This window comes from Spirillospora sp. NPDC052242, from assembly GCF_040679555.1.
Classification (GTDB): domain Bacteria; phylum Actinomycetota; class Actinomycetes; order Streptosporangiales; family Streptosporangiaceae; genus Spirillospora.
On the sequence record NZ_JBFAUZ010000008.1, the window covers coordinates 1 to 15,914 of the forward strand.

Below are 15,914 nucleotides of genomic sequence, written 5' to 3' on the forward strand. Positions count from 1 at the left end.
GACCACCAGGCGGCGCAGTCGCCGACGGCGACGATGTCGGGGCGGTGCTCGCCGGGGGCGCCGGGTTCGGCGCCCGAGCCGTTCACTCGCCGTCCCACCTGGGCCTCTACGGTCACGGACGTGACGAACGATCAAGGAACCCTCGGCCGCCGCGCGGTACTGACCGGCGCGCTCGGCACCGCCGGGACGCTCGCCCTCGCCGCCCCCGCCGACGCCGCCCCGCGCCCCCGGCCCCGCCCGCACGTCCTCATCGCGACCAACGAGCCCTGGGGCACCTACCACGTCCGCCCGCTGCTCGCCGAGGCCGCGCGGCGCGGCGTCCGCCTCACCCAGCTCGTCCCCGACATGTCCGGGATCGGGCCGGACGAGACCGTCCCGGTGGCGACGCCGCGGGACGCGCCGCGCGCCGACCTCCTGGTGGTGACGGGCGCGGACGACTGGCCGCTGGAGTGCGCGTGGAGGTTCGGGCGGCTGCCCCGCGCGGCGAGTTCCCTCGCCTACCTCGGGCCGGACGAGGCGCCCGGGGCCGACCGCGTCCGGCGCGGGCTGCGCCTGGTCACCTCGTCCTCCCCGGCCGAGGCCCGGTCGTTCGCCGGGTACCTCGGCACCCGCCGCCGCGTCCGCGTCGTGGGCTCGCCGCAGACGGACGACCTGCCCGTGCGGCGGCCCGAACCCGGCCTGGTGCTCGTCATCACGAGCGTCACCCGGTCGGACGAGACGGGCGGCGCGGCGCCCGGCACCGAGCTGCTGCTCGCGGCGACCGAGCGGCTGCGGCAGGCGGGCAAGCGGATCCTCGTCGGTCTGCACCCGCGCGAGGACCGCTCGCTGTGGGAGGACTACGAGATCAGCGACGTCCCCACGCTGCGGGCGTCCGCCCGCGCGGAGGCGGCGATCGGCATCCCGGGCACGATCTTCCCGCTGATCACGGCCGTCGGCACGCCCGTGGTGGGCTGCACCGACCCGGCCCTGTCCGTCCCGGACTACCTGCTGTCGGTGTGCTCCGCCACGATCGGCGACGCGGCCGACGCCGTCCCGGCCGTCACCGCCGCCCGGCTCCCCGCCCGCGACGTGCTCGCCGACGCGGTGGGCCCGGTCGGCGGCTCGGCGGCCCGGCTGCTGGACGCCTGGGCGCGCGCCGCCCGCCCCCGGCGGGACTGAGCCCGCCCGGGGGTCACTCCCACTCGATGGTGCCCGGGGGCTTGGAGGTGATGTCGACGGTGACGCGGTTGATCTCGCGGACCTCGTTGGTGATCCGCGTGGAGATCCGCTGCAGGAGGTCGTAGGGCAGCCGCGCCCAGTCGGCCGTCATGGCGTCCTCGCTGGTCACCGGCCGCAGCACGATCGGGTGCCCGTAGGTGCGGCCGTCGCCCTGGACGCCGACCGAGCGGACGTCGGCCAGCAGGACGACCGGGAACTGCCAGACGTCGCGGTCGAGCCCGGCGCGGGTGAGCTCCTCGCGGGCGATCGCGTCGGCGTCGCGCAGGATCTCCAGGCGCTCGCGGGTGACGGCGCCGACGATGCGGATGGCGAGGCCGGGGCCGGGGAACGGCTGCCGCCACACCATCTCGGGGGGCAGCCCGAGCTGCTCCCCGAGCGCCCGGACCTCGTCCTTGAACAGGGTGCGGAGCGGCTCGACCAGCTTGAACTGGAGGTCTTCGGGGAGGCCGCCGACGTTGTGGTGCGACTTGATGTTCGCCGCGCCGGTGCCGCCGCCGGACTCGACGACGTCCGGGTAGAGGGTGCCCTGCACGAGGAACTCGACCGGTTCCGGGGCGTCCTCGCCGACGATCTCGCGCGCGGCCTCCTCGAACACGCGGATGAACTCGCGGCCGATGATCTTGCGCTTCTGCTCCGGGTCGCAGACGCCGTCGAGGGCCGCGAGGAAGCGGTCCTGCGCGTCGACGACGTGCAGGTTCACGCCGGTCGCGGCGACGAAGTCCTTCTCGACCTGCTCGGCCTCGCCCTTGCGCAGCAGCCCGTGGTCGACGAACACGCAGGTGAGCTGGTCGCCGATGGCGCGCTGGACGAGCGCGCCCGCGACCGCCGAGTCGACGCCGCCCGACAGCGCGCAGATCGCGCGCTTGCCGCCGACCTGCGCCCGGACGGTCTCGATCGACTCCTCGGCGATGTTGACCATCGTCCAGCTCGGCCGGCAGCCGGCGCCCTCGTAGAGGAACCGGCGCAGGATCTCCATCCCGTGCTCGGTGTGCAGCACCTCGGGGTGGAACTGGACGCCGAAGAACCCGCGCTCGCGGTCCTCCATGCCGGCGACCGGGGTGACGTCGGTGCTGGCGGTGACGGTGAACCCGTCGGGGGCGCGGCTGACGAAGTCGCGGTGCGACATCCAGACGGCCTGCTCGGCGGGCAGCCCGGCGAACAGCATGCCGGGCGCCGTGACGGCGACGGTCGCGCCGCCGTACTCGGCGACGTGCGAGTTCTCGACGGTGCCGCCGAGGGCGCGGGCCATCACCTGGTGGCCGTAGCAGATCCCGAAGGTGGGGACGCCGAGGTCGAACAGGCCGTCGGGCACGGCGGGGGCGCCGTCCTCGTAGACGGAGGCGGGCCCGCCGGACAGGATGATCGCCTTGGGCCGCTTCGCGAGCATCTCCGCGGCGGGCATCGTGGACGGCACGATCTCGCTGAACACGTGACATTCGCGGACGCGTCGCGCGATGAGCTGCGCGTACTGCGCGCCGAAGTCGACGACGAGAACGGTGTCGAAGGACTGGTCTGCGGCCACCAACAAAACGCCTTTCCCACGGCCGGAAGGACTTCCCAGTCTACGGGCCCCGGCCTGCGCTGATGCCCGCGGCCGCACGCCGCGCCCGGCCCGGCCCGGCCCCCGTGCCCGCGGACGGGCGAGCGCGGGGGCGGATGACGGCCGGGATGCGGGCGGTAACGGTCGGCATCCGTTTACCTGGATCACACGCGCACCATGACTTCGCTCTGATACCTGTTGATGACGCCCTGTGTTCGCGTGTCGCCCGTCCGCGTCCGCCCCTGTAGGAGTGCCGTGAAGCTGCTGACCACCGCCGCCCTGCTCGCCGCCCTGGTCCCCGCCGTCCCCGCCGTCCCGGCCGCCGCTCCGGCGGGGCTCGCGGCCGGGCAGCGCGAGGCCGTCCGGGACGACTGCCCGCCGGCGGCGGCGCGGCTGCGGCCCGGCCCGGACGGGCACGGCGGGCACGGGGAGCACGGTGAGCACGGCGGGCACGAGGGCCACGCGGAGCTGAGCCCGGCGGAGTCGGCGTCCGTCGAGTCGGACCTCGACCGGATCCTGGACGGGCTCGGGCTGACGCTCGGCCCGAAGAAGCCGCAGGAGGCGAACGCGGCGGAGCGCCGGGCGGCGAAGCAGTTCACCGTGCCCGTGTACTTCCACGTCCTGCACGACGGGTCGCGCGGCAACGTGTCGAACGCCGAGGTCAAGCGGCAGATCAAGGTGATGAACGACGCCTACGGGGGCCGGTACGGCGGCGACGACACCGACGTGTCGTTCCGGCTGCGCGGCATCACCCGGTCCGACAACGCGGACTGGTTCCGGTACCCGGAGCAGTACGAGGGGTCGTACAAGCCGCGGCTGCGCAGGGGCGGCAAGGGCACGCTGAACCTGTACAGCGCGTACGTCGAGGGCGACCTGCTCGGCTGGTCGACGTTCCCGTGGAAGTACCGGGACGACCCGAAGATGGACGGCGTCACGATCCACTACGGCAGCATGCCGGGCGGTCACATCGACCGGTTCAACCGCGGGTTCAGCGCGACGCACGAGGTGGGGCACTGGCTCGGGCTGTACCACACGTTCCAGGACGGCTGCGGCGGCGAGGGCGACCGGGTGGCGGACACCCCGGCGGAGCGCGACCCGTCCAACGGGTGCCCGGAGGGCAAGGACACCTGCCCGCAGCCCGGCGACGACCCGATCCACAACTTCATGAACTACAGCTACGACACCTGCATGTCGTCGTTCACCCGGGGGCAGGGCGACCGCATGCACAAGGTGTGGGCGGCCTACCGGCGCTGAGCCTTGCAGGCGTCCGCGAGCCGGGCGGCGTCGCCGTCCGGCAGGCGGCGGACGGCCTCGCGGAACGTCACGCCCGAGACCTCCCCGATGTGCGCCTCCACCCACCGCACGACCCACGCCGGGTCCTTCTTCGAGTGCTCGCGCAGCACCCAGCCGAGGGCCTTGCGGATGAAGAACCCCGTCTCGCCGACGAGCGCGCCGCCGAACCGGTCGATGCGGGCGAGGTCGGGCACGCCCGTCCGGACGCCGGGCAGCAGCGCGAGCAGCGCCGACCGCCGGATCCACATGCAGGGGTCGGCCGCCCAGGCGTCCAGGACGGGGGCGAGGCCGGGCGTCCGCAGGACGAGCGCGCCCACGATGCGTTCGGCGAGGTTGTCGACGTACACCCAGCTGGACGAGTCGCGGATCATCCGTTCGGCGACCGCGACGTCGCGGGCGTCGAGGAGCGCGACCCGCTTGACCAGCACCTCGACGGCCGCCATGCGGGCCTCGTGCACCGGCCGTCCCGCGTCCTCGACCGTCCAGAGGGCGGCGGCGAGGGCGAGCAGGTCGTCGCGGGAGGGCGGCCTCCGGACGGCCGACACGGCGATCTTGCGGAGCACCGGGACCGGCACGCCGATGTGGGCGAACGCGCTCCGCAGGTACCGCCGCTCGCTCTCCGCCCGGACCGGGTCGGCCTGGTCGCGCAGCTCCGCGAGGATCCGCGCGACCTCCCCTTCGACGTCCATGCGCGCCACGCTACGCCCGAGGTCGGACGTCCGGCCTCGCTCGTGTGACAGCGAACGCGGTCAGCGCACGTCCACGATCGGCAGCCGCAGCGCGGCGGGCGCGTCCGCCGGGACGACCGGGTTCTTCGGCGCGACGGCGTCGATGCGGCGGTAGGCGTCGCCGAGTTCGGGGCGCGGGTCGGGCTCGCCCCGGTTCGGCCACAGCGACATGGCGCGCTCGGCCTGCGCGGTGATCGTCAGGGACGGGTTGACACCGAGGTTCGCCGAGACGGCCGAGCCGTCGACGACGTGCAGGCCGGGGTGCCCGTAGAGGCGGTGGTAGGGGTCGATGACGCCGGTGGCGGGCGAGTCGCCGATCGCGCAGCCGCCGAGGAAGTGCGCGGTCATCGGGACGTCGAACAGGTCGCCCCAGGTGCCGCCGGCGATGCCGCCGACCTCCTCGCCGATCAGCCGGGTCGCCTCGTGCCCCTCCGGGATCCACGTCGGGTTGGGCTCGCCGTGCCCGGTGGTGGCGCGGACGTCCCAGCCGAACGGGCCCTTCTTCGGCGACAGGGTGATCGAGTTGTCGCGGGTCTGCATGACGAGCGCGATGACGGTCCGCTCGGACCAGTGCCGGACGTCGAACAGCTGCAGCAGGTCGCGGGGCCGGCGGGCGGCCGCGCGGACGAACTTGCGGACGCGCGGGACGTGCGGTTCGCCGGGCCGGTCGCCGTCGACGAGGATCGTCTGCAGGCCGGCGAGCAGGTTCGAGCCGCGCCCGTACCGGACGGGTTCGATGTGCGTGTCCGGGGCGGGGTGGAACGACGAGGTGATCGCGACGCCCTTGGAGTAGTCGGGGCCCGCCTTGCCGTTCGGCCGTCCGCCGCCGAGGATCGCCTCGGAGTTGGTGCGGGTGAGGGCGCCGAGCCGGTCGGAGACGCGCGGCAGCCGTCCGGTCGACTTGAGCTTGTGCAGGAGTTTCTGGGTGCCGTAGGTCCCGGCGGCGAACACGACCTGCTCGGCGGTGAGGGTCTTGCGGTTGCGGCCGAACGAGCCGGTCCGGACGATCTCGACCGCGTAGCCGCCGCCCTCCATGGGAGCGACCTGCGTGACGCGGCTGAGCGGCATCACCCGGGCCCCGGCCTTCTCGGCGAGGTACAGGTAGTTCTCGGTGAGCATGTTCTTGGCGCCGTGCCGGCAGCCGACCATGCACTCGCCGCACTCGAGGCAGCCGCGGCGGCGCGGTCCGGCGCCGCCGAAGTAGGGGTCGGCGCTCTCGATCCCGGCGCCGCGCCCGAAGAAGACGCCGACGGGCGTCTTGACGAACGTGTGGCCCTTGCCCATCCGGTCGGCGACCCGGCGGATCACCTCGTCGGCGGCGGTCGTCGTGGTGTTCTGCACGACGCCCAGCATCCGCCGGGCCTGCTCGTAGTGGGGGGCGAGCTCGTCCTGCCAGTCGGTGATGTGCGCCCACTGCCGGTCCTTGAAGAACGGCTCCGGCGGCACGTACAGGGTGTTGGCGTAGTTGAGCGACCCGCCGCCGACGCCCGCCCCCGCCATGACGAGGACGCGGCTCTGCTTCGTCCCGCGGATGAGGTGCAGCCGCTGGATGCCGGTGAGGCCGAGCGCGGGCGCCCACAGGTAGCGGGCGACGCGCCAGTTCGTCTTCGGCAGTTCGGGGTAGCGGGAGCCGGGCGCCCCGGACGGGTTCGTGTCGAAGCGGCGGCCCGCCTCGATCACCCCGACCTTGTAGCCCTTCTCCGTCAGCCGCAGCGCGGTGACGCTGCCGCCGAACCCCGACCCGATGACCAGGACGTCGTAATCCCGGTTCGCGCCGTCGTGCTTCACTCGCGCCCCTACTTGATCCGAAGCTTCTTCATCAGCTTGATCCCGTTCGCCATGACCCCGGCGAAGGTGTCGTAGCCGATGTTGCCGGGCGGCTCGAGGTTCATGTAGTGCTGGCTGGCGATCGTCTGGACCTCGGTGAACTTGAGCAGGCCCTCGGCGCCGTGCCGGCGGCCGACCCCGGACTGCTTCATGCCGCCCATCGGCGAGTCGTAGGACGCGTACGCGGCGCCGTACCCGTCGTTGATGTTGACGGTGCCCGCCTGGATGCGGGCGGCGAGGCGGCGGCCCGCGGCGACGTTCTTCGTCCAGATCGACGCGTTGAGCCCGTACGGGGTGTCGTTGGCGCGCTCGACGACCTCGTCCTCGTCCCGGTACTTGTAGATCGACACGACCGGGCCGAACGTCTCGTTGGCGCACAGGTCCATGTCGGTGGTGACGTCGGTGAGCAGCGTCGGCTCGTAGAACAGGGGGCCGACGTCCGGGCGGGCCTTGCCGCCCGCGAGAACGGTCGCGCCCGCCTCGACGGCCTGGTCCACGTGCTCGGTGACGGCCTCGAGCTGCCGCTCGTACGTCAGCGAGCCCATCTCGGCGTCGAAGTCGAGCCCGGTGCCGAGCTTCATGCCCTTGACCAGCTCGGCGAGCCGGGGGACGAACCGGTCGTAGACGTCCTCGTGCACGTACATGCGCTCGATGGAGATGCACAGCTGGCCCGCGTTGGTGAAGCAGGCCCGCAGGGCGCCCCGCGCGGTCCGCTCGACGTCGGCGTCCGCCATGACGATCATCGGGTTCTTGCCGCCGAGCTCCAGCGAGTACCCGACCAGGCGCGGCGCGACCTTCTCCGCGATGGCCTTGCCGCCGCGGGTGGAGCCGGTGAACGACACGTAGTCGGCCTCGCCGATCAGCGGGTCGCCGATCTCCGCCGGGTCGCCGACGACGATCTGCCACACGTCCTCCGGCAGGCCCAGCTCGACCAGCAGGTCGAGCACCCACAGGCTGGACAGGCACGTCTGGGTGTCGGGCTTGTGGACGACCGCGTTCCCGGCCATGATCGCGGGCGCGATGTCGCTGGCGCCGAGCGCGAACGGGTAGTTCCACGGGGCGATCAGCGCGACGACGCCCTTCGGGTGCCGCATCTCCTGGACGCGGGTCAGCCCCGGCATCATGCCCTGCCTGCGCTGCGGCTTCAGCAGCTTCCCGGCGCGCCGCGCGTAGTACAGCGAGCACAGCGCCACGTCGAGGAACTCCTCCAGCGCGTGCCGCCGGGCCTTCCCGGTCTCGAGCTGGATGACGTCGAGGATCTCCTCCCGCCGCGCCACCAGCGCGTCCGCGAGCCGCAGGAACGGCTTGACCCGCTCGCGGACGGGAAGCGCCGCCCACGCGCGCTGCGCCGCGCGGGCCCGCTCGTGCGCGCGGCGGACGTCGTCCGCCGTGGACAGCGGGACGGTCGCCAGCGGCTTGCCGGTGAAGGGGGCCGGGATCGTCGCCGACTCGGCGCCGTCCGACGCCACGCGCGCGACCAGCCGGTCGAGAAGGTTCGGGGGGAGTTCGTGCGCTGCCGCACCGTCGGCACGGACCGTCGGAGATGCCATGCAGAAGAGGGTATGACCGCCCGGCCATTTTTGCTACCCGCAAGTAACGACGATTTCACCCGCCGCCCACCCGAACGGACCGTTCCAACCGGCGCGGACTTCCGCAACTCCCGGACTGACCATGCTCGACCGGTGTATTCCGAAAAGGCCGAACCGACGAAGAAAGAACCGACGAAGACCAAGCCGACGCGCCCCCCACGCGAAGGGAACCCCTCCATGACCGACGCCCACGGCGACGACCCGTCCGCGGGCACCGCGAACGGCGCCCCGCGGCACCGGGCCGGCGGCGGCCCCGCCGCCCGGCGCGAGCGCCGCGAGCAGACCCGCGAGGCCCTCCTCGCCGCCGCCGAACGCCTGTGGGCCGAACACGGCATCCACGGCGCCTCCCTCGACGACGTCGCCGCGGCCGCCGGGCTCACCAAGGGCGCCGTCTACTCGAACTTCACCGGCAAGACCGACCTGCTGCTCGCCCTGCTGGAACGCTTCACCAGCGACCGCCTCGGCACCGAACTCCGCGACGACCTCACCCCCGGCGACCCCGACGACCCCCCGCCCGTCCCGCCCGAACCGGACGCGGGCGGCCGCGCCGGGCGCGCCCGTCCGTCCCCCGAACCGCCGGACGGCGCCCGCCGCATCGCCCTCCTCCTCGTCGAGTTCTGGCTCTACGGCATGCGCGACTACGCCGCGGGCTGGCGGATCGCCGACTGGTACGCCGAGCGCCGCGCCCTGCTGGCCCGCGACCTGCCCGAATGCGACGGCATCGCCCCGGACGACCGCGCCGCGCTCGCCGTCGCGCTCGACGTCGGCCTCGCGTTCCAGCACCTCCTCGACCCGGCCCGGGTGCCCGCCGGCCTCTACGAGACCGCCCGCGCGCTCGTCCGCCCGGAGGCGGCCGAGAGCACCGGCGCCCTGACCGACGCGCCCTGACCGGGCCGGGGGCGCGGCGCCCGGCTACGGGGTGGCGGTCGGGACGATGTCGGGGGCGCCGCGGCGGTGCGCGTCGGCCTCCTGGTCGTCGATCTGCGTCTGCGACGCGCGCTCCGCCTCCACCCGCTTGCGGTAGTACTCGATCTCCCGGTCGCGCTGCTTCTTCGACCAGCCGAGCACCGGCGCCAGCAGGTCGGCGGCCTCCTGCGCGACGCCGACGCCGCGGTCCCACGTCTCGATCGAGATCCGGGTCCGGCGCGCCAGGACGTCGTTGATGTGCCGGGCGCCCTCGTGCGACGCGGCGTAGACGACCTCCGCGCGCAGGTAGTCGTCCGCGCCCGTCAGCGGCTTGCCCAGGTCGGGCTTCTCCGCGATCAGCCGCAGCAGATCGTCCACCAGCGTGCCGTACCGGCGCAGCAGGTGCTCGATGCGCGCCACGTGCAGCCCCGACCGGCTCGCCAGCCGGTGCCGCGCGTTCCACATCGCCTGGAAGCCGTCCCCGCCGACCAGCGGGATCCGGTCCGTGCACGACTCGGCGACCTTGCCGTCCAGCCCGTGCGCCACCGCGTCGATCGCGTCCTTCGCCATCACCCGGTACGTCGTGTACTTCCCGCCCGCGACCAGGACCAGCCCCGGCACCGGGTGCGCCACCACGTGCTCGCGCGACAACTTCGACGTCTCGTCCGTCTCCCCCGTGAGCAGCGGGCGCAGCCCCGCGTACACGCCCTCCACGTCGTCGTGCGTGAGCGGCGTGGTCAGGACGGCGTTGACGTGTTCGAGCACGTAGTCGATGTCGGCCTGGGACGCCGCCGGGTGCGCCCTGTCGAGGTCCCACGCGGTGTCGGTCGTCCCGATGATCCAGTGCCGCCCCCACGGGATCACGAACAGCACCGACTTCTCCGTGCGCAGCAGGATGCCCGTGGACGAGTGGATGCGGTCCTTCGGCACCACCAGGTGGATGCCCTTGGACGCCTTCACGTGGATCTGCCCGCGACCGCCCACCAGCTCCTGGATGTCGTCCGTCCACACCCCGGTCGCGTTCACGACCTGCTTCGCGCGGACCTCCGCCGTCGTGTTCGCCTCCAGGTCGCGGACCCGCAGCCCGGTGACGCGCTCCCCCTCCCGCAGGAACCCGACGCACTGGACGCGCGACGCGATCTGCGCGCCGTACTCCGCGGCCGTCCGCAGCGCCATCATGACGAACCGGGCGTCGTCCACCTGCGCGTCCCACAGCTGGATCGCCCCGGTGAACGAGTCCTTGCGCAGCGACGGCGCCAGCCGCAGCGCGCCCTTCCGGGTCAGGTGCCGGTGGTGCGGGACACCCCGCGTGCTGCCCATCTGGAACGCGAGCGCGTCGTACAGCGCCACGCCCGCCCCGAAGTACGCCCGCTCCCACACGCGGTGGGTCGTCGGCAGGAGGAACGGGACGGGCCGCACCAGGTGCGGCGCGATCATCTGCAGGAGCAGGCTGCGCTCGGTCAGCGCCTCGCGGACCAGGTCGAAGTTGTACTGCTCCAGGTACCGCAGGCCCCCGTGGATCAGCTTCGACGAACGCGACGACGTCCCGGACGCGAAGTCCCGCGCCTCGACCACCGCGACCGACAGCCCCCGCGTCGCCGCGTCCAGCGCCGCGCCGGCGCCCACGATGCCGCCGCCGACCACGACCACGTCGAACTCCTCGCGCGCCATGCGGTCGAGGGCGGTGGCCCGCTCGGCGGGACCCAGCCGCGAGCTGCCCAAGCCGGTCATCGGTGATCCCGTCATCGCAGATTCCCCCCACACGGATCGGTTACGCCAGATACCTACCCCACAGTAGGTACGGACCTACCCCGGAATCCGCCGATTCCCCTGGTGTGTCTGGTCTCAGTTCGGCGGACGCGCGGAAGCCCCGGACCCGTACGGGCCCGGGGCTTCCGGAACGCGCTCGGAGGCGTCAGTCGGGTCAGTCGGCGTGGCGCGGGGCCACGACGACCTGCACCCGCTGGAACTCCTTCAGCTCCGTGTACCCGGACGTCGCCATCGCGCGGCGCAGCGCGCCGATCAGGTTCATCGACCCGTCCGCGACGTGCGACGGGCCGTGCAGGATCTGCTCCATCGTCCCGATCGTCCCGACCTCCAGCCGGGTGCCGCGCGGGATGTCCGGGTGGTGCGCCTCGCTGCCCCAGTGGTAGCCGCGCCCCGGCGCCTCGGTGGCCCGCGCGAACGGCGAACCCACCATCACCGCGTCCGACCCGCACGCGAACGCCTTCGCGATGTCGCCGCTGTTCACCATGCCGCCGTCCGCGATCACGTGCACGTACCGGCCGCCCGACTCGTCCAGGTAGTCGCGCCGCGCCGCCGCGACGTCCGCGACGGCCGTCGCCATCGGCACCGCGACGCCCAGCACCGTGCGGGTCGTGTGCCCCGAACCGCCGCCGAACCCCACGAGGACGCCCGCGGCGCCCGTCCGCATCAGGTGCAGGGCCGCCGTGTACGTGGAGCAGCCGCCCACGATGACGGGGACGTCCAGGTCGTAGATGAACTGCTTGAGGTTCAGCGGCTCCGCGCGTCCCGACACGTGCTCCGCCGACACCGTGGTGCCGCGGATGACGAACAGGTCGACGCCCGCGTCGATCACCGTCCGGTGGAACTGCGCGGTGCGCTGCGGCGACAGCCGCGCCGCGACCGTCACCCCCGCCTCCCGGACCTCCTCGATCCGGCGGCCGATCAGCTCCGCCTTGATCGGCTCGTTGTAGATGTCCTGGAGCCGCCGGGTGGCGCGGGCGTCGTCCAGCGACGCGATCTCGGCGAGCAGCGGCTCCGGGTTCTCGTACCGCGTCCACAGGCCCTCGAGGTCGAGCACGGCGAGCCCGCCGAGCCGCCCCACCGCGATCGCGGTGGCCGGGCTGACGACGCTGTCCATCGGCGCCACGACCAGCGGCATCTCGAACCGGTAGGCGTCGATCTGCCAGGCGACGCTGACCTCCTCCGGATCGCGCGTCCGGCGGGACGGCACGATGCCGATGTCGTCGAAGGCGTACGCCCGCCGGCCGCTCTTGCCGGCGCCGATCTCCACGTCTGCGGCCACTGCGCCCTTCCTCTGGTCACGGGACGTCCAGGGCGTTCCCGCTGCGGAAACGAGCCCCGGAAGAGCTTACGTCAGCCCAGGACAGGGCCAGGACGCCCCCTCGGGTCAGCGTCCCTGGTAGTTCGGCGCCTCGACCGTCATCTGGATGTCGTGCGGGTGGCTCTCCCGCAGCCCCGCCGGGCTGATCCGCATGAGCTGCCCGCGTTCCTGCAGCTCGGGGATCGTCCGGGTCCCGGCGTACCACATCGACTGGTGCAGCCCGCCGACGAGCTGGTGCGCGACGTTCGCGAGCGGCCCCCGGTACGGCACCTGCCCCTCGACGCCCTCCGGGATCAGCTTCTCCTCGCTGTTCACGTCGGCCTGCGCGTACCGGTCCTTGGAGAACGAGCCGCCCCGCTCCCGGTTGCGCATCGCGCCCAGCGACCCCATGCCCCGGTACGACTTGTACTGCTTGCCGTGCACGAAGATCAGCTCGCCCGGCGACTCCTCGATGCCCGCCAGCAGGCTGCCGAGCATCACCGTGTCGGCGCCCGCGACGATCGCCTTCGCGATGTCGCCGGAGTACTGGATACCGCCGTCCCCGATCACCGGGACGCCCGCCTCCTTCGCCGCCCGCGCCGCCTCGAAGATCGCCGTCAGCTGCGGGACGCCGACGCCCGCGATGATCCGCGTGGTGCAGATCGACCCCGGTCCGACGCCGACCTTGACGGCGTCCACCCCGGCCTCGACCAGCAGCTTCGCGCCCGCGTAGGTCGCGACGTTGCCGCCGACGATCTGCACCCGCGACCCGCCCTTGATCGCCGCGATCGTGTCGGCGACGCCCTTCGAGTGCCCGTGCGCGGTGTCGACGATGATCACGTCCGTGCCCGCCTCGACGAGCGCGCGCGCCCGCTTCACCGCGTCCTCGCCGACGCCCACGGCCGCCGCCACCAGCAGGCGTCCGTCCGCGTCCTTGGTCGAGTTCGGGTACTTCTCGCTCTTGGTGAAGTCCTTGGTGGTGATGAGGCCCTTGAGCCGACCCTCGCCGTCGACCAGCGGCAGCTTCTCGACCTTGTTGCCCGCCAGCAGCGCGAACGCCTGGTCCCGCGTCACGTCCACCGGCGCGGTGACCAGCGGCATCGGCGTCATGACCTCGCGCACCGGACGCGACGGGTCGGACTCGAACCGCATGTCCCGGTTGGTGACGATGCCGACCAGCACGCCCCGCACGTCGGTGACCGGCACCCCGGAGATCCGGTAGCGGGCGCACAGCTCCTCGACGTCGGCGAGGGTGGCGTCCGGCAGGCACGTCACCGGCTTGGTGATCATCCCGGCCTCGGACCGCTTCACCCGGTCGGCCTGGTCGGCCTGCTCCTCGATCGGCATGTTCCGGTGCAGCACCCCGATGCCGCCCTGCCGCGCCATCGCGACCGCCGTCCGGGCCTCGGTCACCGTGTCCATCGCCGCCGACAGCAGCGGGATCCGCAGCGAGATCTCGCGGGTCAGCCGCGTCGTCGTGTCGGCCTCGCCCGGCTGCAGGTCGGAGTACCCGGGGAGCAGCAGGACGTCGTCGAAGGTGAGGCCCTGCGGGAGGAATTTGGCGGGCTCGGCGGCGGGGTTCATTGCGACCTTCCGATCGTGGTGGCGGTGTCCGGCCAGGTCAGGGCGACCCTGTACCCATGGTAGGGCGTGCGTCCGCACCACGAGGGGCGGTTCGGGACGGTCCCCGAGTGGGCTTGATGACACCGACCAACAACCGCCCCCCGCCCCGACATTCCCCCACATACCACCCCACCCTCCGATCGTTTCGACGCACCGCCCACCGGGGGGTGCACCTCACCGGGCGTCTGGCAGTAGCGTGGGAGTGTGCACGACGACGCTCCGCTCGACCCGTTCGCCGGAGACCCGGACGACCCGGCGGCGTCGCTCGGCGACCCGGGCGAGGACACCGCCCCGCTCAGCGTGACCGAACGCGAGGACGTCCTCGCCGACCTCGCCGACCTCGAGGTCTTCCGCGCCCTCCTCGAACCCCTGGGCGTCCGCGGGCTCACCGTCGACTGCGGCGACTGCGGCAAGCCGCACTACATCGACTGGGACCTCCTGCACGGCAACCTGCGCCACCTCCTCGACGAGGGCCTCCCCCGCGTCCACGAGCCGGCCCTGTCCCCCGACCCGGTCGACTACGTCTCCTGGGAGTACGCCCGCGGCTACGTCGACGGCGTCATCGACAGCGAAGAGGGCCGCGACGACTGACACCCCCTCCCGCCCCGGCCCGCGCGGTCGGGACCCTCGGCGTCACTCCGGGAGGACGGGGTGGTTGCTGCGGAAGACTCCGTTCGGGTCGTGGGCCCGCTTGACGGACCGCAGGCGGGCGAGGGCCGCGGGAGCGAAGGCGTCCGCGGCCGTCTCCGCGGGGTTCAGGTACGTGAAGGGCTTGCGGCCGGACAGGCGCGGGGCGAGCGATTCGGCGATGGCGCGCTGCTTCGCGGTGATGGCGGCGGACGACTCGGGCCCGGTGGGCACCCCGAACAGGTACAGCGCGTAGGGCTCGTGCAGGGGGCCGTGCGGCCCGTCTGACGGACGGGCGAACGCGCCGCCGAGGTGCCGGATCTGCACGCTCATGAGCGGGGCGATCGGGTCGAGGAGGGTCTTGGCGGCGAGGTCGTCGAGGTCGGTGAGGAGTTCGCCGCGGGAGAGGCCGGCGCCGGGGTCGGTGGGTTCGGCGGTGATCGGGCCGAGTTCGGACGGCGTCATGGGGTGGCGGCCGTCGGAGAGCGGGGCGCCGGCGGCGTCGAGGGGGCGCAGGAGGTCGCGGGCCTCGGCGGCGTCGCCGAGGTGGGTGACGTCGACGGCGACGAGGGGGTCGGAGCCGGGGAAGTGCAGGAGGTCGAGCCAGGCGGTGAGGCGGTCGGGCGCGGCGGCGGTGATCTCCCGGTAGGCGGCGAGGACGTCGGGGGCGCGGTCGGCGCTCCACATGATCCGGCCGCCGTACAGGGCGGGGGCGGGGTGCAGGTCGAACTCGACGGCGGTGACGATCGCGAAGTCGCCGCCTCCGCCGCGCAGGGCCCAGAAGAGGTCGTCGCCGGGGGTGACGCGGCGGGGCGTGCCGGTGGCGTCGACGATGTCGAACGCGCTGACGGAGTCGGCGGCCCAGCCGTGGGCGCGGCCGAACCAGCTGAGGCCGCCGCCGAGGGTGTAGCCGGTGACGCTGACGACGGGCGAGCTGCCGGGCAGGCCGGTGAGGCCGTGCGGCGCGGCGGCGGCCTGCACGCGGCCCCACTGGACGCCGGCCTCGGCGCGGGCGCGCCTGGCGGACGGGTCGACGTGCAGGCCGTCGAGGCGTCCGGTGCGCAGGAGGATCGCGCCGTCGGTGCGTCCGGTGGCGCCGTGCCCGCCGGGCTGCGTCGTGATCGTGCGCCCGGCGGCGCGGGCGTACCGGACGAGCGCGGCGACGTCGGCGGCGTCGGCGGCCTCGACGACGGCGGCGGCGGGCTGGTCGACGGCGAGGTTCCACGGGCGGCGGGCCGCGTCGAAGCCGGGGTCGCCGGGGAGCAGGACGCGGCCTCGGACGGCGGAGCGCAGGTCGTTCATGGTCGGCCTCGATTCTGGATTTTTGGTGTCCAGTTATGAGGCTAGGGGTGCGAAAGACCGGCTGTGTGGTGCAATTCCATGTCGGAAGATTGGGTCAATCTGGCCGAGCGGGTCGGCGCCGACCCGCTGCTGGAGACGTCCGGCGGCGGACGGCGGGCGGCGCTGACCCGGGCGCTCGGGCGGCCATCGGGTCC

Annotated in this window: 12 protein-coding genes; 4 read left to right on the forward strand and 8 right to left on the reverse strand. The window is 73.5% G+C overall.

Annotation, left to right across the window (positions count from 1 at the left end):
• The first annotated feature begins 120 nt into the window (after positions 1 to 120).
• The gene (locus AB0L25_RS08420; RefSeq protein WP_500169963.1) at positions 121 to 1,158 is read left to right on the forward strand and encodes a hypothetical protein; all 1,038 of its coding nucleotides are present in this window, start codon (positions 121 to 123) and stop codon (positions 1,156 to 1,158) included.
• A 13-nt stretch (positions 1,159 to 1,171) separates the two neighbouring features.
• Here the strand turns inward: AB0L25_RS08420 and guaA are convergent, their stop codons facing one another.
• A complete protein-coding gene (gene guaA / locus AB0L25_RS08425; protein WP_500169964.1) occupies positions 1,172 to 2,740 on the reverse strand; it encodes a glutamine-hydrolyzing GMP synthase in 1,569 nt (522 codons plus the stop codon).
• Positions 2,741 to 3,013: 273 nt separating this feature from the next.
• Between guaA and AB0L25_RS08430 the strand changes: the two genes are divergently transcribed.
• The gene (locus tag AB0L25_RS08430; protein ID WP_500169966.1) at positions 3,014 to 4,012 is read left to right on the forward strand and encodes a zinc metalloprotease; all 999 of its coding nucleotides are present in this window, start codon (positions 3,014 to 3,016) and stop codon (positions 4,010 to 4,012) included.
• Here AB0L25_RS08430 and AB0L25_RS08435 read toward each other — a convergent pair.
• Genes AB0L25_RS08435 through AB0L25_RS08445 form a run of 3 tightly spaced genes read right to left on the reverse strand, consistent with a single transcriptional unit; the run spans position 4,000 to position 8,156 of the window.
• Positions 4,000 to 4,740 (reverse strand): DNA alkylation repair protein, encoded by a 741-nt coding sequence (locus AB0L25_RS08435; RefSeq protein WP_500169968.1) that lies wholly within the window; start codon positions 4,738 to 4,740, stop codon positions 4,000 to 4,002. The genes AB0L25_RS08430 and AB0L25_RS08435 overlap by 13 nt on opposite strands.
• A gap of 60 nt (positions 4,741 to 4,800) precedes the next feature.
• Complete coding sequence (locus AB0L25_RS08440) at positions 4,801 to 6,567, reverse strand: FAD-dependent oxidoreductase (protein ID WP_500169970.1); 1,767 nt, start codon at positions 6,565 to 6,567, stop codon at positions 4,801 to 4,803.
• Positions 6,568 to 6,575: 8 nt separating this feature from the next.
• Positions 6,576 to 8,156: a succinic semialdehyde dehydrogenase gene (locus tag AB0L25_RS08445; protein ID WP_500169972.1), complete on the reverse strand. Its 1,581-nt coding sequence runs from the start codon at positions 8,154 to 8,156 to the stop codon at positions 6,576 to 6,578.
• Between the two features lie 216 nt (positions 8,157 to 8,372).
• Between AB0L25_RS08445 and AB0L25_RS08450 the strand changes: the two genes are divergently transcribed.
• Positions 8,373 to 9,083 carry a TetR/AcrR family transcriptional regulator gene (locus AB0L25_RS08450; RefSeq protein WP_500169973.1) on the forward strand — a complete coding sequence of 237 codons (711 nt, stop codon included), beginning with the start codon at positions 8,373 to 8,375 and terminating at the stop codon, positions 9,081 to 9,083.
• Between the two features lie 24 nt (positions 9,084 to 9,107).
• Here AB0L25_RS08450 and glpD read toward each other — a convergent pair whose 3' ends face one another.
• The 3 genes from glpD to guaB all read right to left on the reverse strand — a co-directional run bounded on the left by glpD (position 9,108) and on the right by guaB (position 13,752).
• Positions 9,108 to 10,847, reverse strand: coding sequence for a glycerol-3-phosphate dehydrogenase (gene glpD / locus AB0L25_RS08455; protein ID WP_500169975.1), 1,740 nt, complete (start codon positions 10,845 to 10,847; stop codon positions 9,108 to 9,110).
• Between the two features lie 178 nt (positions 10,848 to 11,025).
• Positions 11,026 to 12,138, reverse strand: a complete 1,113-nt coding sequence (locus AB0L25_RS08460) for a GuaB3 family IMP dehydrogenase-related protein (protein WP_500170279.1) — start codon at positions 12,136 to 12,138, stop codon at positions 11,026 to 11,028.
• 117 nt (positions 12,139 to 12,255) lie between these two features.
• Positions 12,256 to 13,752, reverse strand: coding sequence for an IMP dehydrogenase (gene guaB, locus AB0L25_RS08465; RefSeq protein WP_500169977.1), 1,497 nt, complete (start codon positions 13,750 to 13,752; stop codon positions 12,256 to 12,258).
• A 243-nt stretch (positions 13,753 to 13,995) separates the two neighbouring features.
• Here guaB and AB0L25_RS08470 point away from each other — a divergent pair, with 243 nt between their 5' ends.
• Complete coding sequence (locus AB0L25_RS08470; RefSeq protein ID WP_075894742.1) at positions 13,996 to 14,382, forward strand: DUF5319 domain-containing protein; 387 nt, start codon at positions 13,996 to 13,998, stop codon at positions 14,380 to 14,382.
• A gap of 42 nt (positions 14,383 to 14,424) precedes the next feature.
• Here AB0L25_RS08470 and AB0L25_RS08475 read toward each other — a convergent pair whose 3' ends face one another.
• Complete coding sequence (locus AB0L25_RS08475; protein ID WP_500169979.1) at positions 14,425 to 15,720, reverse strand: FAD-binding oxidoreductase; 1,296 nt, start codon at positions 15,718 to 15,720, stop codon at positions 14,425 to 14,427.
• Between the last annotated feature and the right edge of the window lie 194 nt (positions 15,721 to 15,914).

What these genes read in the sequence shown, in the direction of transcription:
- guaB (WP_500169977.1), bottom strand. Translation starts at nt 13,752, where the DNA reads ATGAACCCCGCCGCCGAGCCCGCCAAATTCCTCCCGCAGGGCCTCACC.
- AB0L25_RS08445 (WP_500169972.1), bottom strand. Translation starts at nt 8,156, where the DNA reads ATGGCATCTCCGACGGTCCGTGCCGACGGTGCGGCAGCGCACGAACTC.
- glpD (WP_500169975.1), bottom strand. Translation starts at nt 10,847, where the DNA reads ATGACGGGATCACCGATGACCGGCTTGGGCAGCTCGCGGCTGGGTCCC.
- AB0L25_RS08435 (WP_500169968.1), bottom strand. Translation starts at nt 4,740, where the DNA reads ATGGACGTCGAAGGGGAGGTCGCGCGGATCCTCGCGGAGCTGCGCGAC.
- AB0L25_RS08475 (WP_500169979.1), bottom strand. Translation starts at nt 15,720, where the DNA reads ATGAACGACCTGCGCTCCGCCGTCCGAGGCCGCGTCCTGCTCCCCGGC.
- AB0L25_RS08450 (WP_500169973.1), top strand. Translation starts at nt 8,373, where the DNA reads ATGACCGACGCCCACGGCGACGACCCGTCCGCGGGCACCGCGAACGGC.